The sequence below is a fragment of the Vibrio sp. Of14-4 genome (genome assembly GCF_022347625.1).
GTDB lineage: Bacteria > Pseudomonadota > Gammaproteobacteria > Enterobacterales > Vibrionaceae > Vibrio > Vibrio pristinus.
Window position 1 is genome coordinate 39,973 of sequence record NZ_JAKRGI010000018.1, and the last position, 20,207, is coordinate 60,179.

Sequence of the window (20,207 nt, forward strand, 5' to 3'; positions counted from 1 at the left end):
GCCCCTAATGGCTGCGTTAGGAGCTTCTCAATTGTCAATTACAAAACTCATCAAATGCACAATCAAACCCAATAAAAAGGAACAGTTCTATCGAGGACAGCTAGCTTGGAGTGAGCTAAACAGTTGTGATGGTTTTGAAGGCCAATTCGGTGGTTGGACGAATGATGAAGAGGCTATAGTTCTAGGTAGCTGGAAGTCCGATGAGGACATTGTCCGTTTTATGGATTCAATCCATGACAGTATATTCGAGACAAGTAGGCAGTCAGAAACCATGAGTCACTGCCAAGTCCAATACTTTGAAAACGTAATAAACATCCCATCTTTAAGTAACAAGGTTGCATCTATGCAAGGCTGTATTCTTCGGATAGCTCAATGTGAAGAAGTACAAGATGTAGATAAGTTCATGCTCGACCAAACGAGAGTTTGGAACCCAGAAATGCAAAAAGCTGAAGGAATGCTTGGTGGCTTTGTCGCCCGTAGCCTGACGCAAAGTAACCACTTTTTGGTCATTACTCGATGGGCATCCATTTTGCACCATGAGAATTACAGAGAGAATATATTTCCCAGCTTAAGTCGACAGATAGCACCAGAAACATACATAAATAAGCTTTCAGGTTACGTTGTACATGAGATTGATTCATGGAAGGTCGCTCCTAACAAGGGCTTCAAGGCGACTAAAAACACTGGATCATTTTTTAGTTTTATCAATTTTTAGTGTTCAAGATGGCTAACTTACGTGAAGTGGGCGTTTTAAGCTCCTTAAGCCAGCGTTATTTTCAATACTTCAACTAATCCGTTGTATGCTAATTTAGTAATGTTGTTGACAAGCTGTTCTCCCATCAAGCTATCGATAAGAATTGGACGTGTCTTAAAATTATCCCTGAGCTTTTAGCAACTGAAGCTCATCAAAAGTAGGAGGTAATAAATTTATGGATATCTTCAATACCAATCTCGTTAACTCCCCAAAAAGATTATTTAAAAGAGAGTAAAGTAACTGAATTTATGGTGATTTTATCTAAGATGGACTCGGCAAATTAAAATTTGGCACACACGCAAAAAACTTCTTACCATACCGCGTATTCAGATACACATAATTGAACATAAATGGCGACAACTGGTGTCCAGTTTGTCGCCATTTATTTTAGTCGGTTAATAGAATTTAAAGCTTATGATTACGCGATTTTTGCGTCTGCTGCCTCTTCGCCGATAAAACCGCCGGTTTGATGCGCCCAGAGCTGAGCGTAAATGCCTTCATTTTGGATTAGCTCACTGTGTGTGCCTTGTTCGACGACTTGTCCTTGATCGAGAACGATTAGGCGATCCATGGCCGCAATGGTGGATAACCTATGCGCGATCGCGATAACGGTTTTACCTTGCATCAATTCATTTAAGCTTTCTTGAATCGCTGCTTCCACCTCTGAGTCGAGCGCTGATGTCGCCTCATCGAGGATAAGAATAGGAGCATCTTTGAGTAATACTCGTGAAATCGCAATGCGCTGCCTTTGTCCGCCTGACAGTTTGACTCCGCGCTCACCAACTTGAGCGTCGTAACCAAGGTTGCCAAACGGGTCGTTAAGCGTTTCTATAAACTCATGGGCGTGAGCTTGCTTGGTGGCTTTGAGCAGCTCCTCTTCCGTCGCATCTGGATTACCATATAGAATGTTGTCACGAATTGAGCGATGAAGCAGAGAAGTATCTTGAGTCACCATGCCTATGTTGCTGCGCAGCGAATCTTGGGTAACATCAGAGATGACTTGATCATCGATTTTAATACAGCCACTCTCTACATCGTGAAAACGCAGCAGCAAGTTTACTAAGGTCGACTTACCGGCACCTGAGCGGCCAACCAGTCCAACTTTTTCTCCTGGTTTTATTTTGAGGTTGAGATCGCTGATCACGCCTTTGTTTTCATCTCCATAATGAAAACTAACGTTATCGAATTCAATAGAACCTTGATTGACTTCTAGCGGCTTAGCTTGCTCTTTATCTTTGATATCAACGGGCTTTGAGAGTGTTTTCATCCCATCAACTACAGTGCCCATATTTTCAAATAAAGCACCGACTTCCCACATGATCCACATCGACATGCCGTTGAGCCGAAGTGCCAGCGCAATCGCAATCGCAATGGCTCCCACACTGATTGAACTATCCATCCAAAGAACGATTGAAAGGCAAGTAACGGAAAAGACCAACAAATAGTTGGATATTTCTACCGCGACATCAAATCCCATCACTAGTCTCATTTGGCGATACACAGTATCAAGGAAACTTTGCATACCTTTTTCTGCGTATTCGGTTTCACGTTTACTGTGAGAGAAGAGTTTAACGGTTGCAATATTGGTGTAGCTGTCAACAATGCGACCTGTCATGGTTGAACGAGCATCGGCTTGCTCTGAGGCTACGCCTTTTAGTTTGGGTACAAAATGGATTTGGATACCGATGTAACATGCCAGCCAGACCAACATTGGGATCATCAAGCGCCAATCGGCTTGAGCTAACAAGACAACGATAGCGGTAAAGTAAACCGAGACGTAAACGAACACATTCATCGACTTCATCACAGTCTCACGAACGGCAAGCGATGTTTGCATCACCTTGGTTGCAATGCGCCCAGCAAAATCGTCTTGATAGAAATTAAGACTTTGCTTAAGTAGGTATCGGTGAGCAAGCCAGCGAATCGACATTGGGTAATTGCCGAGCAGAGTTTGGTGGATAATAAGAGAATAAGCGGTCACCAAGATGGGCATAAAAATGAGTATGAGGCCGCCATACAGTATGAGTTCAGTTTTATGGTCTTGCCAAAACGTATCAGGACTGCTGTTTGTTAACCAGTCAACTATACTGCCCATGGCGCCAAAAAGAGACACTTCTGCAATAGCGATGATCATAGCCATTATAGCCATGATAATCAGAGGAAACTCGAAGCCCCGGGTATAATAGCGGCAAAATGCCCAAATACCATAAGGTGGCTGCGTAGGTTCTTCGTTAGGAAAGGGCTTTGTGAAGCCTTCGAATTTTTTAAACATAACTAGCCTTCAAATACACGACGTTGAAAAGCCATCGATACCAATAGCGTATTGTATCAATGGTATACTGTTACTATTTGAAATGTAACCACCTAGCAACTTTTTGTTATCGGAATGTTTGCATAATATCCATCCTAAAATCTTTAACTCCGAACTTTTCAGTAAACTTTATGGTATTTGATGAAATTTTCAGGAACATTTCTGGTTCTATAACATAAAGTGGAGTAATTTCAGTGATTGTTATTTTAACAATATGTCTACAATTCTCCCGAGTGAGTGAGAAACAATGAGTCTATTGCAATGTTAAAACAACAACCAAAACAACAAAAAGCCGTTTCTACAGTGCAAAACGCCAATTGTGTGGTAATGGTTCCACCTAAAGAGTTTGCATTCAATGCAGAAACTGCACTTGATAATGAGTTCCAGCATCAAGTCAGTCAAACAACAGAACAAGTACGTGAACTGGCTATGCAAGAGTTTCGCGTAATGGCCGATCAGCTTCGCGGTGCTGGCGTCCAAGTGATTGAATTTGACTATCCGTTAGGGCAAATTGAAACGCCTGACGCGGTATTCCCAAATAACTGGTTTAGCACGACCTCTGACGGCGCTCTGTACACTTTTCCTATGGCATGTAAAAACCGCCAGCAAGAGGTGAGACCGGACGCTTTATGTGCCGCTCTAAAAAATTCTGGTCGTAAAGTGAATTCTCAGGACTCTTTAGTGGACTATCTAGATCAGGATGCACACTTAGAAAGTACGGGTGTGATGGTTATTGATCACCTCAACAAAACCATTTATGCCGCGCTTTCACAGCGTTGCGATCGTGAAGTGTTAGAAGATTACGCTGAGCGTATTGGCTATGAGCGAGTGGTGTCTTTTCAAACTGCACTTCCATCGGGAAAGCCGATTTATCATACCAATGTAATGATGGCTATTGGTGAACACTTCTGCGTGATTTGCGATGAAGTGATCCCTGAGTTTGAACGTCGCTTCGTAATTAAATCACTGGCTAGAGACAAGCAAGTCATTTCAATCAGCCTTGAGCAGATGAATCAATTTTGCGGCAATATTTTAGAATTGGAAACCGATGCTGGCGATAAAGTCATTGCTATGTCTCAGTCCGCTTATGATGCTTTTTCGCCTGCGCAGCGTGCTCAATTGTCTAGCCACGCTAAATTGATGCCATTTAATGTGCAGACAATAGAATCTATTGGTGGTGGTAGTGTGCGTTGCATGTTGGGTGAGGTTTTTCTACCCAAGTGTTAGCCCACTCTAAATCTTAGTTACTGTGGTTTGGAGAGGCACTGAGTCTCTCCAGTGTTTTGTTTCTTTACATGGTGTGGCTTGGCTTTTATTCTCTTGATATAAATTCGATTCAGAAGCCGTATTTTCCATGCTTAAAAGCAGTGAAATCCCTACAATAAAATCCCTTCGTTCTTTTGTCTCTGTTGCTCACCATCAGAGCTTTTCTAAAGCGGCTAAAGAGCTTCATGTCACTCAAGGAGCGGTCAGCAAGCAAATTACCTTGTTGGAAAATATGCTGGGTCAGGCACTATTTGAAAGGCAGATTAACGGTATTGTATTGACGCCCGCTGGAAAACAATACCTACCTAAAATAATGCAAGCGTTAGAGATTATCCAACACGCGTCGGCGAGTTTGATTCAAAGCGATACCACTCAAGAACAATTAACCATTGATGTGCCCCCATCATTTGCCAGCTTATGGTTAATTGATAAGGTTGAAGAATTTCGTCAAATCGCACCTGAGCTACAAGTGAAGATCCGAACGCGAGAAGATACTGAGCTCAAACTAGCGGGTGAAGCGGATATTGTGCTGCGTTGTTTGCCGTTATCTAAGCATTATGAGCATAGCGAACTGATAAAACGCGAAACCTTGCTGTTGGTTGGTGATGTAAAGACCACTTGTCCTGACATCGAGTCTATATTGTCCGAGCATTCTCTGATACCTCAAACCACTCGCCCACAGCTTTGGGAACTATTCAAAAGCCAGTATCAATGCTTGGATGTGTCCAATTATTGTCAGGTGGGTTTTGAACACTTCTATTTATCACTTGAAGCGGTAAAGAGAGGTCGGGGGCTGGCGTTAATTCCAGATTTTATGCTGACGAAAGAGTTAGAAAAGGGAGAGTTGGTGAACCCGCTTGGCCTATCGATAAAAAGTGGCTATGGGTACTATATGAGCGTACCTAGCTACCGACTGGCATCGAGAAAAGTTCAATTATTTCATCAATGGTTAGTCGATCAGCTAGCTTAAAAAATCAACAGAGGTTTATTGAATCAGTCCCGCTTCTTTATAGTATTTAAGAGCGCCAGGGTGAAGTGGGGCGGTTAAGCCGCTTTTGACCATTTCTTCTTTTTTAAGGTGAGCAAAGGCTGGATGCAGTTTTTTGAAGTTATTAAAATTTTCAAACACTGACTTGACGATGTGATAAATTACTTCTTCTGATACTGCAGTCGATGAGACAAACGTGGCACCAACGCCGAAAGTGTTTACATCATTCGGGTTACCTTTGTAGGTCCCACCTGGCACAGTTGCGTTTCTATAGTAGCTTGCCTCGGCGATTAACTGATCAATTTTTGGCCCCGAGACTTCGATGATATCACTATCACATGAGGTGGTGGCCTCTTGAATCGCGGCACTAGGATGACCAACGACGTAGATCATTGCATCAAGCTTACCATCACATAATGCTTTGGATTGTTCGGATGCTTTGAGCTCCGAGGCAAGCTTAAAGTCTTCAGTACTCCAATTGTATCGCTCCATTAATACATCCATAGTTCCGCGTTGACCTGAACCAGGGTTACCAATATTGACTCGCTTTCCTTTTAAGTCTTCAAAGGTTTTAATTCCCGAGTCTTTGCGTGCCACCACGGTAAAGGGTTCGGGATGGACGGAAAAAACCGCGCGAAGCTCTTTAAATGGCCCAGCATCTGCAAACTTACTCGTACCTTTATAGCTATGATATTGCCAGTCAGACTGGACAACGCCCAAATCAAGTTCTCCCGCACGTATGGTATTGACATTATAGATAGAGCCTCCGGTAGAGATCACTGAACATCGAATACCATGGATCGCTTTGGTTTTATTGACGAGTCTGCAAATGGCACCACCAGTAGGATAATACACACCCGTTACACCACCTGTACCAATAGTGACATAGTTATCTTTTGCCAATACAGAAAAAGGACTGGTGAAAAGAATGAGGGTAACAAGTGCTAAGAAGATGCCTTTAAGTGATGCCATAGTCATTCCTTTTGTCGCATGGTCGGCTACTAATCTAAAGTCTAGCCATTTGTTAGCGCTCGTCGAAAACTATATGCATCATGATAGTTAATATTCAATAAATTGTCTGATTCTTTGAGGTGTCTCACTTGCTGAGCATTATTCGCTGCTAGTTTACCGTCTGGAGCAAGGTGATTATTTTCAAAGCCTACCCGAACGTCTAGACCTTGTTTTAGTGCATGGCTTAAACACTGATGTTCATGTTTGCCAAAGGCGCAAACTGCAACACGAATAGCACGTTGGCGAAGGGCAGAAATGTGCAAATCGTCCAACTCTTTAGGGCTTGGGTTTCCCTGAGTTTGATATCGTCCTAGAACAACTAAAGTGTGTTGGTTTTGGCTTGGTAAAACATCGTCGTTGAGCAGTTGTAGATACCTTGAGATATCAGATTGATCATAGAGGATAATTTGGTTGATAATGCCTTGCTCTGCTACCCAGTGGAAAAAAGCTCGGCAATCATTTAGGTTAGTATCCTCTGGGACTAACTCACGCAATGCGAATGAAGCGGCCTCTGGCTTAACCGTTTTTATGAGGTGTTTTTGTTGCTCTGGCGAGTATAGGCCAACCGCTTCAGTGGTTAACTGGATTATTACAGAGTCCCCCACGGCGTGTTTGACATGTTCATAGAGGCGTTGATTGAGTGTGACATCAAGGCTATGGCGCCCGTTGTCGTCACGACAATGGAGATGAATCATTGCAGCTCCAGCGTCTCGGCACGCGATTACTTCGTTGATGATTTCTGTTTCTGTCAGTGGAATATTCGGGTGATCCTGCTTGGTTTTGCGAGCGCCATTGGGCGCGACAATAATGGCGCGATGAGTTTGTTTATCATTACTTAAAGACATTAGGTCCATCCTTTTGATACCTCATCGATTGTCGCTTTTAATTTACTTACTATTTCTTCGATATGCCCATCTTGAAGGATAAATGGAGGCGCAAGTAAAATATGGTGTCCGTTCTTGCCATCAATTGTGCCAGCCATTGGATAGCACATTAAACCATTTTGCATCGCATGCGCTTTTATCACGTTATGAGCTTGAGTGCTGCTGGGAAGGGGAGCTTTGGTTGTTTTGTCTTTGACCAACTCAATACCAAGAAACAATCCCTTACCACGTATGTCTCCTATGTTAGGTAAAGGGCCTAGTTGTTCCACAAGAGCTTGCTTTAGTTTATCTCCGAAGTGATTGACGGCATCGATCAATTGTTCGTCTATTACGGTGTCAATGGTTGCTAATGCGCATGCACAGGCGGTGGGGTGCGCCATGTAAGTGTGTCCGTGTTGGAAAAAACCGCTGCCACTTGCCATTGAGTGATAGACCTTATCATTAGCTATTGTGGCACCAATAGGTTGGTAACCTGCGCCTAATCCTTTTGCGATACAGACTAAATCTGGCTCAATGCCCTCAAGTTCAAAGGCGAATAGACTTCCGCTTCGACCAATGCCGCACATGACCTCATCCAAAATGAGCAAAACATCATAGGCGTCACAAATCTCGCGTATACGTTTAAAATATCCTTTCGTTGCGGGTACAGCTCCTGATGTCGCGCCAACGACAGGCTCAGCAATAAATGCCATCACGTTTTCGGCTCCGAGTTCAAGGATCTTTTCTTCGAGCTGATTGGCTGCGCGTATCGAGTAATCATTTTCTGTTTCATCGTTATTTTGATATCGATATGCGTAGCATGGGTCAATGTGATGAGCGCTAGAGAGCAGAGGTTTAAATGGCTCACGTCGCCACTGATTGCCTCCAACACTTAGCGCGCCTAGCGTATTTCCATGATAGCTTTGTCTGCGGGCAATAAACTCGGTTTTGCTCGGCTTTCCTTGTTCAACGAAATGCTGCCGAGCCATCTTTAAAGCGGCTTCTACGGCTTCTGAGCCTCCGCTGACAAAATAGGCTCGATTAAATTGCTTGGGCATTAATGAGCAAAGTCTGGTGGCCAGTTTCTCACTTGGCTCATTAGTGAAAAAGCCAGTGTGAGCATAGGCTATCTGATTGACTTGTTTGATAATCGCCTGCTTAATCGCAGCGTGATTGTGGCCAAGGTTTGATACCGCTGCGCCGCCACAAGCATCGAGGTAAGATTTCCCATTCTTGTCGAAAAGATACATACCTTCGCCGTGACTGATCGTCGGCAAAATCTGATGGCAATGTCGATGAAATACGTTGGACATGTCAGGACTCCGAAAGATTCGATACTTTAATCCTGTCCAACAATGGGCAGTTACGCAACTGACAAAAAGTTGAGCATTATGAGTTTTTGGAATAGTTGCAGATAAAATTGAAGCAGCCAAACGGCTGCCTCTGGAATATTCACGAGTGGTTTAAAAGTGATTATTCGCTCTCTGAGTGAGCAGCAAACTTTTCTAATGCTAGAACTAATACTATGGCGCTGAGCATGAGTATTACTGCAATGGTTAGTTGCGCAGGCTGCGATGTAATCGCTTCAAAGTCGAAAGGAGAAAGGTTACGTTCAAGTAATGGTACTTGTTCACCGCTAGAGTTTGTTCTCCAACTGAGCGTTTCTTTCCAAGGCCATATTTTTGGTAGTGTCCCCACCATTAAACCAGTTAAGAAAGTCAGAGTAAGATCTCGCATATGCTTGAGTAACCAAGTTAGGACATGTGACAGACTCAGTAGGCCGATAACACAACCACAGGCGAAGAGTGCTAGAGGTGTTATATCCATGGATTTGACGGCGCCCAATATTGGAGCGTACATCCCAATGAGAAGGAGGATAAAGCTTCCAGATATTCCCGGTAGTATCATGGCACTGATCGCAATAGCCCCTGCGAGTATGATGTTCGCGCTAGTTGGGTCAAGTTGTAGTGGCTGAAGTATGGTGATGCTATAAGCGAAAATAACACCGAGTAAAAGTGCGATCATACGACTCAGGCTTCTTTTTTCTATCTGTTTGAGCATATGAAAGACAGAAACCAGAATGAGGCCAAAAAAGAATGACCATAAGGGGATCGGATGTGTCTCCAGCAGCCAAGAAATCAGTTTAGCAAGGGTCGCAATGCTCGTGAGGATACCGGAAAAGAGTGCAATTAGAAAAAGACCGTTAATGTATTCGAAAGCAGCTTTTATCCCGTCTTGTTTTATTACGCTGATGAGCTGTGGGTTAATACGTCTAATGCTTTCCAAAAGCGTGTCGTATATCCCTGTTATGAAAGCTATGGTTCCACCAGAGACTCCTGGGACCACATCAGCCGCCCCCATTGCTAATCCTTTTAAAAACGTTGATAGATATTTCATTGTTTAGAGCAAGTTAGTTTTAATTTCAAGATTATAACGACAATGGGAATTAAACAGTACCAAATTATACTTAAAGCATAAATTGATAAGATACTGGTTTACTATCAATTTGCACTGTATTTGCAACTTGAGATTTGCAATTTGCAAATAATAGGCGTTTAATTGCTTAAAACCTGAACCAATATATCGTTTTTAAGGCTTTAAATGTTGGCACGTAAAATGCATAATACTTATCGACCCTTATTAAGCCGAGGGTCACCTAGCCAACTGACGTTGTTAGTGAATAATATTGTTCACAAAATATAGATGCCAATCGCGATTATTGCGGTTGGCTTTTTTTTTACTTTTTCTTTTCTGTCAGTTTACACCGCCAAAAGAGACAAATTTATAACCACTCCTCGACAAGCATCTCTAGTTACATCCATAATGGCACTTTTGTTTTTAGATTAAATCGTCAATCATACGGTTTCTGAATATCACTACTTACATGGATAAAATTCAAGCTTGGCTTTCTAAACTACGACTTTGTGGTTTAATCTGAATATTAACCGCCAAATGAAGAGAAACACCATTACGTTGCCTAGTAAGGGAAGAGGGGTAACAGACAATAAAGAGGTTTTATGAATCAAGTCATTTCTGTTGGGCCACTAGAATCCTTTCTAATCGCTATATGTGTATTATTTCTGGGTCATTTTATCAACTCAAAGCTTCCTATCTTGACCAGGTTTAATATCCCTGAACCTATTGTCGGTGGACTTGTAGTGGCATTTGTCATCACAATGATGCACTTTGAGGGTATAGACCTAGAGTTTTCATTGCCATTACAAAACACGTTTATGCTGATGTTCTTTAGTACTGTGGGGCTTGCGGCAAACTATACGCAGCTGATAAAAGGCGGCGCTAAGGTGTTTATTTTCCTCACGGTCGCGTCAGTCTACATTATCATTCAAAATGCTGTTGGTGTCTCTTTGGCAACGGCGCTTGGTCTTGATCCTCTGATGGGCCTAATCGCAGGTTCAATCACCTTATCTGGTGGTCACGGCACTGGTGCTGCATGGTCACAAACGTTTACAGAAACATACGGGTTAAGCAATACATTGGAAATCGCCATGGCATCGGCAACCTTTGGTTTGATCGTTGGAGGCATTATAGGTAGCCCTGTGGCGCAAAAGTTGATTAACAAGAATGGGTTTGAGTCCGATTATGGCAAAGGGGGCAATACCCATGAAAAGTTTCCAGAGCTTGTGACTTATAACGAGTATGAAGAGGATAAAGTCACTTCAAAAAAGGTGATTGAGATCCTATTTGTTTTGCTGATTTGTGTGACTGGTGCTAAGTATCTTGAGCAATGGGTGACGAGCTTGGAAGTCAGTTGGCTTATGATCCCTGATTTTGTTTATGCCTTGTTTATTGGTGTGTTTATTACTAATGCAATGGAAATCACCAAAGTACACCGAGTGGATGCGGAAACGGTTGATATTCTCGGTACTGTGTCGCTTTCATTATTCCTTGCGATGGCTCTTATGAGCTTAAAGCTATGGAATATATTCGATCTCGCTATTCCATTTCTGATTATATTGTCTGTTCAGTCAGTGGTTTTGGGTATTTTTGCCTACTATGTGACCTTTAAGGTTATGGGCTCTAACTATGATGCGGCCGTTATATCAGGTGGTCATTGTGGGTTTGGCTTAGGCGCGACTCCTACGGCTGTGATGAATATGGGATCGCTGGTTAATAAATATGGTCCATCTCCTCAAGCCTTTATGGTTGTTCCTATCGTCGGCGCTTTCTTTATTGATATTGTTAACCTTATCATTCTTCAGGGTTACATTTCTTTCATACGCTAAGTTAAGCGATAATAAGCCCTAACTACTGAGTAGTCAGGGCTTATTATATAGGGTTAGTGGTCTAAGTAGAGATAGTTTTGCCAGCTTTTCATTCTTATTAGAACTTTGCGCATAATCGAAACATGAGTGAACTGATTTGAGTACACGGCAACCTCGACAGCGGTTCCCATGGGTAGATGATAATTGGATAAATCATCAGTAATTTCGAGCGTAACGAAAACACGTCCATTGGTTCTTAGTGCTTCAGTACCTAACAGAGAACCTCGCGCTTGAAATTGGCTTTCGCCGATTGCTGGCAATACGTCAACGACTTTTCCCTTAAACACCTTGCCAGGAATTGCTCTAAAGAGAAACTCTGCTTCATAGCCCGGTTGTAGACGCTGAAGCGAGTTTTGCCTGAATGCCGCTGCATACAAAGTTTCTTCTGTGTGTACAAATGTCATTACCGGGGCAAGAGGTAAAGGTACCGCCATCACGCCCGGACGAAGAGCGAGTTGAGTGGCGAAGCCATCGGTGGGTGCTTTCACAACGGTTTGTTCTAAATCGAACTCCGCTTGGCGCAATTCTGCTAGTGACTGAGCGACTCTAGTATTCTCACCACCTATTTCAGAATTGAGAGCAATTTTTGCTTGGCTTACTCGTGCTTGAGATACGTCGACCGCAGCCTCAGAGGCTTTATAGGCTTGGCGACGACTGTCTAGGTCTTGCTCAGTAAACGCGCCTTTATCATAACCACGTTGGTAACGAGAAAATTCTCGCTGCGCTTTGTCTCGATCTGCGATGGATTGAGTCAATGCCGCTTGAGCTTCGAGTACATCAGATTGAAGGCTAAGTGCGCTTTGGCTGGCTTCTTTTATTTTTGCCTTTAATCTATCAACTTCTGCTTCGAAAGGGGTGGGATCGATAACAAACAGTACGTCCCCTTTTTTTAAAGGCTGATTGGCTTCTACAGGAACATCAATAACTCTCCCTCGCACCCCAGATACAATTGGCGTTGTAGAAAATACCTGATTTCCTATTTGGGTAAATGGATGGTTGTAGTTCATGAGTAAGATTAAAGTGCCAACTAGAGTGACACCGCCAAGGACAGCGGTAGGGACGGTCCATTTATTGAGCGGAATATTAAATATTTTAAAAATAGCAATACATAAAGCGGCATAGGTCAGAATAAGGAGTAAATCCATTATTGTTTCTCCTCGTTGTTGTCTGTGCTCGCAGCGGGGGATTGCTCAACTGGGGAAGTCATAGTATTAATTTGTTGTTGTAAACGATTTAGCCGTTCAGTGAGGAGATCCATCCTGTGATGTATATCGTGTTGTTCTTCTTCCAGCCTTTGGAAACCCCAACCTCGTTCTTTGCGCCATAAGGTTGCCCAAATCCAAAGAAATGGCCAAATAGCGTGTAGGGTAAATAAGCTCACCCAACCTGCGTAATGTATGGCGTCTTGGTGAGGATGTTGCCTTTCCTTAGCGATTTCGTAGGGTATATCGTGAATGACTATGATGCCGTAGAATATCACTAGCGCGACAAAGATCAGTAGACCTAGTGCGAAGTAATCCAAAAACATAAATGTGCTCCCTTTTTATGACGTGCAGCCACTATTAATTATGATTTAAACGGATATTTTTGTATGAATAATGAATGTGTGATTTTTAGGTTTACTTTCCTTTTTTTGAAAATTGAGAAGTTTGCTATTCCACGAAGATGGCATAATGGCCTTCCACAAACGACATTTTTAGCCATAAGCGTTTAGTCTTAAATGTTAAGAATAGTTAAGGGTAGTAAATAAGTACTAGGTTGGATTAGCAAGGGTATTTTTCTGATTTTCTCTGGCTTGTTTGAACAACTTGTCGCAGTCTGTAAAACGTATCGTTTTAGAAGTTGATATTTGATATTGAAGACCGCTCTCCATGCAGTCTCCACTTAGATTTGAGAAAAGGATGCCAGTTAATCTTGAGGAGTGAGTTCTATGATAAGAGTTCTCTTAGTGTTAATGGAGATTGAGTCAGATTAAGGTTTTGTGCTGCCGTCATTCCATCTTTACCTTGATAACATAAGTTATGCCAGGCTCTGAATATATCCAGCAAGGGTAGCAGCCCGCCAGGTCTTAGCTTACGCCTAGGCTCGTCAATGAAATCCTCAAATAAGGTTTGAAACCTGTTTTGATAGAAAACAGTTTGGCGGATACTGGCTTTTTTTAACCAGTCTTGCGGATCACCATTGTCCCCAGCGAGATAACAGATACCTTTGGACGTCCCATTGTCATTTGCAATCGCCCAGCGGTCACGCCACCACCCCATATGTAAAATATCAACCTTATCTACGTCGTTATTATTGTCCCAGTTACTGTCCTCTTCGACATAGAGGAGATCAATACTTTGATTTTGAATTCTAGGTAAACCTATGCTCAAAGCCGCAGACCGTAAGACAGGATCTTGAGGTAAATAAAGTGTGACTCGTCGCTCGTTTTTACATTGCTCAAAGATATGTAGGAAGTGTGCGTATGATGTGTAAGGCGGTCTTATGAGAGCACCTTTAGTCGGGTAATGGAAATGGCTGAGATTGCCCAAAGGGTCTTCGACATTACTGCGCGCGAGAATCGCTTGATATTTCTGATCAATTCTCTCTTTTAATAGTGAAGCGTTCGAGAACGACGGGGTATATTCCTCTAATGAATAGTCACGGCAAATAAGACGAGAATTGGGTTGGTAGGGATCATGATCAGCTTTGCCTTGTGGGTCTTCATCGCCCGAGTAATTTACGTGTTGGCAGAGGATATAACCCGTTTTCGCGTCCCCAGTGACAAACCAAAGTACCCCATTATTACTTTTGGGCTGCAATGGTCGGTAGGAAGAAGCCAGTTCGTATTGCGTAGCATGATTGACCCATCGCGCGTCGAACATTGCCAGTTTACGTCGACATCGACTGGCAATATGATCTAGGTGATCGTAGAAAGTCTTAGGGTTAATCTCCAACTTACGGCATATTTCGCGTACTGAATATCCGGTAAATAGCAGCCCTAACAGAGTCTCTTGGAACACCAGCTTATTATTAGTGCCAGACCATTTATCAACAAAAGTTGATTGGCATAGTTTGCAGCGATAACGTTGGCGGTCCCCACTGTAGCCAAACGCATGGTACACGTGTTTGTTGGTGTGTACGGAAAGGCCAAAGTTTTCGCAATGGCTATTCCGACAGGCAGGTAAGCCGTCACTATGAAGAAGTCTTAAACGCTGAAGCTCGTTTAAGACTTCTTGATTGTTAAGTAAGGGGGGGAAAGCGCCACATACCCGACAAACCATCGTAGGTCGTTTCGGGTTTGCATGTTGCACCATGTACCTATGCGCATCACTTTGCCCAAAATTTTCACACGCCAATGTTTTACAAAAGTTGAGTTGTAACCCTTCCGCTTCCTTCGGCAGTTTGCCAGATTTCACTATCTCCCCCTCGGGATTATCAGGGCTACCAAAGCAGCCCTTGGTAGCAAAATATGGTTAATTAAATATTGATGGCGGTTTCCAGAGCGACTTTCATCATGTCGTTGAAAGAATCTTGGCGCTCTTCTGAGCTGAGCTTTTCACCACGGGTAATATGGTCAGAGACGGTCAAAATAGTGAGTGCTTTTGCTCCGTGGTCGGCAGCTACACCATAAATGCCTGCCGCTTCCATATCAACTCCCAAGATGCCAAGTTTTTCCATTTTTTCAAAAATATCAGACTCTGGAGTATAAAAAAGATCAGAAGTGAAGACGTTACCAACTTTGACAGACACATTCTGTGCTCTAGCTTGTTTAACCGCCTCTTCTAACAGACCAAAATCGGCAATGGCAGCAAAATCATGATCATTGAATCGTATACGGTTTACCTTGGAGTCGGTTGATGCACCCATACCAATGACGATGTCCATCAAATTGACATCATCTCTTACCGCGCCGCAGCTACCAATACGGATAATGTTCTTCACACCATACTCAGCAATAAGTTCATGTACATAGATGCTGCATGATGGGATCCCCATACCGTGGGCCATAACCGAAATACGCTGTCCTTTATATGACCCCGTATAACCAAACATGTTGCGCACATCACAAACTTGCTTTGCATCCTCAAGGAAATTATCTGCAATATATTTTGCACGCAATGGATCGCCTGGCATCAAAACAGTTTGTGCGAAATCACCTGGTTGGGCATTAATGTGTGGGGTTGCCATAGTTGATACTCCGAATGATTAATGATTCTAACTACTGATCACTAATTGTGTTGATTTAGAAAAATCGGTAGCCAGATACTAGCTAGATGTGAGGCCTATCCATGAGATGTAAATCACAAAAGTTAGTCTTGTTGTTATTGTTAATTGCATTGATAACTTTTTGTGTTGAAAGAGTTAAAGCAATCGTTTTGCAAGAAAAGACAGCATTTTATCTGAACCAAATACTCCGCATTTACGTACTACGAACTACTTATACAAAGTTAAATCTTGTACAAATAAATAAATCTGTGCTATTTCTTATACAAGATATTTTTTTGTATACCCTTGGTGAGGAATCAGAAGATGACAAACACAATCAAAGTAGGTATCAGTTCATGTGTATTAGGAGAAAATGTTCGTTTCGACTCCGGACATAAGATCAGTAAGTTTGTGACCAAAGAACTAGCGCCGTATTTCGAATTCGTCTCTGTCTGCCCCGAGGTAGGAATGGGTATGCCTGTTCCGCGACCTACTATTCGCTTGGTTTCAAATGACGAACGTGTTGCACTTGTAGAGACAAAAAATCCTGAGAATGAACACACAGCCAAAATGCTCGATTACTCTGAACAAAAAGTGGCTGAGCTCAAGACTCAGGACCTGTGCGGCTATATTGTATGCGCGAAATCGCCTACTTGCGGTATGGAGCGAGTCAAGATTTATCGCAAAGGCGGGGCTGAAAACACCGGTGTGGGGTTGTTTACTCAGGAATTAATGAAGCAAATGCCTTGGTTGCCTGTAGAAGAAGATGGACGCTTAAATGATCCCGTTCTCAAAGAGAACTTCATTGCACGCATCTTCGTGCTAAGAGATTTTTATGATTCAATGGGAGATGAGCCTACGGCCGGAAAACTGGTTGCTTTTCATTCTCGTTACAAGCTGACTCTGATGGCACATCACCCTCAATCATACAAAGAACTCGGCCGTCTCGTTGCCAACACCAAAGACTATGATCCACAGACTTTTTACCAGTTGTACCGAGAAGGCTTAATGAAAGCGGTCGCTAACAGAGCGAGCCGGAAAAACAACACTAACGTGCTAATGCATTTACAGGGTTACTTCAAGCGATCGTTAAATAAACAGCAAAAAGCTGAGTTATGTGGAGTGATTGAGGAGTATCGTCAGGGCACTTTGCCTCTCTTAGCGCCGATAACCTTAATTAAGCATTATTTAACGACTTACCCAGATGAATACTTACTTGAGCAAAAATTTTTGCAACCTCATCCCCAAGAGATGAGGCTGAGATACGGATTGTAGAATGAAGAAATACGCGATAAGAGAAATTTCTGAAATGACAGGTGTAAAACCAGTCACCTTAAGGGCTTGGCAAAGAAGATATAGCTTGATTGAGCCAGAGAGAACGCCTAAAGGTCACAGACTTTACACCCAAGAACACATTGACTTAATTGACAAAATTCAGAGCTGGCTTAATAAAGGCGTGTCAATTGGTAAGGTCAAAGCCTTGTTAGAAGCGGGGAACAGTGACTCTTATGACGCTGATAACAATGTCAGCCAATTGGATGATGTAGAGTCTGTACTGGAAGCTTTGGCAAGTTTAAACAAGGGTAAAGCTGAAACACTGATTAATTCAGTCGTTAAAGAGTACCCGCTAAATGTGGTCGACAAGCAATTTATTCAACCAGTTCAACAAGCCTTTGCCTCGATTCGTCCATCGTTGCGAGCCCTGCAATACGGTCTGTTTTACTCAATAATGGTCAATAAGTTAAATGCGATTATTGATTCGGAAAACAAAGCGAGTCGCTCCGGACGCGCATTGCTCGTAAGCACTATCGGCAATACAGACATAGGCTCACGCCTGATGGCACTAACACTGGTTGAGCAAGGGTACAATGTTACTCTGTTGGATGAAGTTGAAGATTTGTCGGGGCTTGCCATTCATCCCGCCATAGAAAGTTTTGCTGTTATCGGTATCTACAGTGCGAAAGCCATCAATGAGCCTCAGCTCACGGCCATAAACCAGCTGGAAGAACAATTGTCAGGCAAAGTGGTGGTCTCTGAACTGATCCAACAATTGCGGTGCGAAAAATGAAACTAGTTTGGTTAAGGCGAGATTTACGAGTTGATGATAACACCGCATTGTGCGAAGCGCTTAGTCACGGCGAACCTGTGGTTTGCATTTATCTTGCCACGCCAGAGACATGGGAAAACCATGGCCTAGCGCCTATGCAAGCGGATTTAATCTTTCGCAGGCTCGAGCAGCTTTGTGAAGAACTGGCAGAGCTCAATATTCAACTTTTGTATGACGAGGTTGCTCAGTATTCTGACTGCGCCGAGCGAGTAACTGAAGTGGCTACCGGCCTTGGCGCAAATACTGTCTTTGTAAATCGACAATACGAAGTGGATGAGTGTCAACGAGACGACCTTCTTGCTAGTCAGCTGTCGGCAAACGGCATTGGCTTTCGCTTGTGTGACGACAAATGCATTTTCGCTCCCGGCAGTGTCGTCAATAAGCAAGGAAGTTACTTCAAAGTCTTCACTCCGTTCAAGAAAGCTTATCTTACTAAACTCGAAGCACATTCTTTTGAGGTCAAAAAAGCCCATAAAGCTGTCAAGGCTGATTTACCAGAGACAAGCCGAGATTTATGTTTTCATCCAGCGGTTACCTTCAGTTATCCAAGGCAAGAGAGTAGTGCTTGGGCCGCTGATAATCAGTCAATTATCGCTCAGCTAAGAGCTTTTACCGCTACTCGAAGTGATCTTTATGACCGTCAGCGAGACTTTCCCTCTATACAAGGGACAAGTAAATTGTCGCCCTACCTAGCTATTGGTGCTCTATCAGTTCGCCAATGTATGGCGAGGCTAATGTATGGTCAAACTCCACCGCTCAATTCTGGACGTGAAGTTTGGCAAAGTGAATTGATCTGGCGAGAGTTCTATCAGCATCTGATTTATTTTGAAGCTAAACTCAGTAAAGGACGCAGTTTTCTTGACTGGGGGGATGGCTTAAAATGGGCCAACAACAGTCAATGGATTGAAGCGTGGAAAACAGGACAAACAGGTTATCCGATAGTAGATGCAGCGATGCGACAATTGAACCAAACAGGATGGATGCATAATCGTCTGAGGATGATTGTAGCGAGTTTCTTGATCAAAGATCTGCACATTGATTGGCGCATCGGTGAGCGCTACTTTATGAAGCGTCTTATTGATGGCGATTACGCAGCCAACAACGGAGGTTGGCAATGGTGCGCATCGACAGGCTGTGATGGCCAGCCTTACTTTAGAATTTTTAATCCCGTAACGCAGAGCGAACGCTTTGACCCATCAGGCGCGTTTATACGCCAGTGGATACCAGAGCTTGTTGGTGTGCCAGACAAGTATATTCACAAGCCTTGGGCGTGGCCAGATGTAAGAAACCTGTCATATCCTGATCCAATAGTTGATCATAAGGTCGAGAGAGAAGTAACCTTAGGCCTTTATAAGGAAGCTAAGGACGTTTAACATGCTGCGCATTCTTCTCCCCATTTTATGTTGTTTCAGTTTGCCAGTGCTTGCCGCCACGTATCAATTGCCGCAAGAAGGAAGCAACATTGTTGGGCGTACGCAGTACCATCAAGTGTCACAAGGTGAAAGCTTAGCTGATATTGCCAAGCGCTACGATGTCGGTTTTTTATCACTCATGGCTGCGAACAAGGGGGTGGACCCGTTCCTTCCCGCTGAAAACTATGTGTTAACCATCCCAACTCGTATCATACTGCCCGATGTGCCAAGAAAAGGCATTGTGATTAATCTCGCAGAGCTCCGTTTGTACTACTTTCAACCTGATAAAAACTTGGTCCATATCTTCCCCGTCGGTATTGGCCGTATTGGCAGGGATACGCCAGAAATGGAAACCAGTATTAGTCAGAAAAAGCGCAATCCCACTTGGAAACCGCCAAAGTCGATTCGAAAAGAATACCGAGAGAAGGGTATCGATCTACCAACAATTGTGCCTGCAGGCCCCGATAATCCACTTGGAAACTACGCAATGCGATTGGCTTATGGTATCGGCGAGTACCTAATACACGGCACAAACAAAGACTTCGGTATAGGGCTTAGGGTGAGCTCGGGTTGTATTCGTATGGATCCAAAGGACATTGATTGGTTATTCCCCAAGGTTAACTTAGGCGAAAAGGTAAGAGTAATTAATGAACCGATTAAAGTGGCATTGGAACCAGATAGAAGTGTGTTTGTTGAAGCGCATGAACCACTAACACGCAGTGATGGCAGTAAAAAAGCCCTTGTCTTGCCGGAACAACTACGCTGGTGGTTGGATGAATTTGACCTATCAGATGCGAAAGCTAAAGCCGTTATTCTTGCCCAAAATGGTGTGCCTGTTGAAGTGGTATCGCCTGATTTTATGGATTGAGACTTAGTGTCGAAGCAATAACTTAACCTTTAAAAAACAGAAACGGCCTGTATTAGCAGGCCCTTTGTAATCGAGTAGCTTATTTTTGGACAGAAACGCGTTAGATTTTCTACTTAATTTAGTTAACAACGAATTACTTTATCTATGGGAAACCTC

At 43.1% G+C, this 20,207-nt stretch carries 17 protein-coding genes; 8 read left to right on the forward strand and 9 right to left on the reverse strand.

Translation table 11 applies throughout. The features are described from left to right. Positions 1-31: 31 nt before the first annotated feature. Positions 32-715: a DUF4937 domain-containing protein gene (locus MHN79_RS16265; protein ID WP_239173756.1), complete on the forward strand. Its 684-nt coding sequence runs from the start codon at positions 32-34 to the stop codon at positions 713-715. A gap of 457 nt (positions 716-1,172) precedes the next feature. Here the strand turns inward: MHN79_RS16265 and MHN79_RS16270 are convergent, their stop codons facing one another. After that, positions 1,173-3,026 (reverse strand): ABC transporter ATP-binding protein, encoded by a 1,854-nt coding sequence (locus MHN79_RS16270; RefSeq protein WP_239173757.1) that lies wholly within the window; start codon positions 3,024-3,026, stop codon positions 1,173-1,175. Between the two features lie 300 nt (positions 3,027-3,326). Here MHN79_RS16270 and MHN79_RS16275 point away from each other — a divergent pair, with 300 nt between their 5' ends. Beyond that, positions 3,327-4,292: an arginine deiminase-related protein gene (locus MHN79_RS16275; RefSeq protein WP_239173758.1), complete on the forward strand. Its 966-nt coding sequence runs from the start codon at positions 3,327-3,329 to the stop codon at positions 4,290-4,292. 127 nt (positions 4,293-4,419) lie between these two features. After that, positions 4,420-5,301, forward strand: a complete 882-nt coding sequence (locus MHN79_RS16280; RefSeq protein WP_239173759.1) for a LysR family transcriptional regulator — start codon at positions 4,420-4,422, stop codon at positions 5,299-5,301. A gap of 15 nt (positions 5,302-5,316) precedes the next feature. Here the strand turns inward: MHN79_RS16280 and MHN79_RS16285 are convergent, their stop codons facing one another. The 4 genes from MHN79_RS16285 to MHN79_RS16300 all read right to left on the reverse strand — a co-directional run bounded on the left by MHN79_RS16285 (position 5,317) and on the right by MHN79_RS16300 (position 9,590). Further along, on the reverse strand, positions 5,317-6,291 hold the full coding sequence (locus MHN79_RS16285; RefSeq protein ID WP_239173760.1) for a TAXI family TRAP transporter solute-binding subunit: 975 nt from the start codon (positions 6,289-6,291) through the stop codon (positions 5,317-5,319). Positions 6,292-6,332: 41 nt separating this feature from the next. Further along, a complete protein-coding gene (locus tag MHN79_RS16290; RefSeq protein ID WP_239173761.1) occupies positions 6,333-7,175 on the reverse strand; it encodes a 3-keto-5-aminohexanoate cleavage protein in 843 nt (280 codons plus the stop codon). Beyond that, entirely contained in the window at positions 7,175-8,506 is a 1,332-nt protein-coding gene (locus MHN79_RS16295; protein ID WP_239173762.1) for an aspartate aminotransferase family protein, read from the reverse strand. Before MHN79_RS16295 ends, MHN79_RS16290 begins: the two co-directional genes overlap by 1 nt. Positions 8,507-8,666: 160 nt before the next feature. Then, positions 8,667-9,590 (reverse strand): DUF368 domain-containing protein, encoded by a 924-nt coding sequence (locus MHN79_RS16300; RefSeq protein WP_239173763.1) that lies wholly within the window; start codon positions 9,588-9,590, stop codon positions 8,667-8,669. A gap of 620 nt (positions 9,591-10,210) precedes the next feature. On the opposite strand from MHN79_RS16300, the gene gltS reads away from it, so the two are divergent. Then, positions 10,211-11,437 carry a sodium/glutamate symporter gene (gene gltS / locus MHN79_RS16305; protein WP_160930293.1) on the forward strand — a complete coding sequence of 409 codons (1,227 nt, stop codon included), beginning with the start codon at positions 10,211-10,213 and terminating at the stop codon, positions 11,435-11,437. Positions 11,438-11,490: 53 nt separating this feature from the next. Here gltS and MHN79_RS16310 read toward each other — a convergent pair whose 3' ends face one another. The 4 genes from MHN79_RS16310 to deoD form a co-directional block, all read right to left on the reverse strand. Next, positions 11,491-12,621 carry an HlyD family secretion protein gene (locus tag MHN79_RS16310; RefSeq protein ID WP_239173764.1) on the reverse strand — a complete coding sequence of 377 codons (1,131 nt, stop codon included), beginning with the start codon at positions 12,619-12,621 and terminating at the stop codon, positions 11,491-11,493. After that, positions 12,621-13,004, reverse strand: coding sequence for a DUF3302 domain-containing protein (locus tag MHN79_RS16315; RefSeq protein ID WP_239173765.1), 384 nt, complete (start codon positions 13,002-13,004; stop codon positions 12,621-12,623). Before MHN79_RS16315 ends, MHN79_RS16310 begins: the two co-directional genes overlap by 1 nt. A gap of 400 nt (positions 13,005-13,404) precedes the next feature. Next, the gene (locus tag MHN79_RS16320; protein WP_239173766.1) at positions 13,405-14,874 is read right to left on the reverse strand and encodes a lactate dehydrogenase; all 1,470 of its coding nucleotides are present in this window, start codon (positions 14,872-14,874) and stop codon (positions 13,405-13,407) included. A 61-nt stretch (positions 14,875-14,935) separates the two neighbouring features. Beyond that, a complete protein-coding gene (deoD, locus tag MHN79_RS16325) occupies positions 14,936-15,646 on the reverse strand; it encodes a purine-nucleoside phosphorylase (protein WP_160930301.1) in 711 nt (236 codons plus the stop codon). A 342-nt stretch (positions 15,647-15,988) separates the two neighbouring features. On the opposite strand from deoD, the gene MHN79_RS16330 reads away from it, so the two are divergent. Genes MHN79_RS16330 through MHN79_RS16345 form a run of 4 tightly spaced genes read left to right on the forward strand, consistent with a single transcriptional unit; the run spans position 15,989 to position 20,051 of the window. After that, the gene (locus MHN79_RS16330) at positions 15,989-16,939 is read left to right on the forward strand and encodes a DUF523 and DUF1722 domain-containing protein (protein ID WP_160930303.1); all 951 of its coding nucleotides are present in this window, start codon (positions 15,989-15,991) and stop codon (positions 16,937-16,939) included. Position 16,940: 1 nt separating this feature from the next. Beyond that, entirely contained in the window at positions 16,941-17,732 is a 792-nt protein-coding gene (locus MHN79_RS16335) for a MerR family transcriptional regulator (protein WP_239173767.1), read from the forward strand. After that, on the forward strand, positions 17,729-19,144 hold the full coding sequence (phrB, locus tag MHN79_RS16340; RefSeq protein WP_239173768.1) for a deoxyribodipyrimidine photo-lyase: 1,416 nt from the start codon (positions 17,729-17,731) through the stop codon (positions 19,142-19,144). The genes MHN79_RS16335 and phrB overlap by 4 nt, the downstream gene beginning before the upstream one ends. Before the next feature lies 1 nt (position 19,145). Further along, on the forward strand, positions 19,146-20,051 hold the full coding sequence (locus tag MHN79_RS16345) for a L,D-transpeptidase family protein (protein ID WP_239173769.1): 906 nt from the start codon (positions 19,146-19,148) through the stop codon (positions 20,049-20,051). The last annotated feature ends 156 nt before the right edge of the window (positions 20,052-20,207 follow it).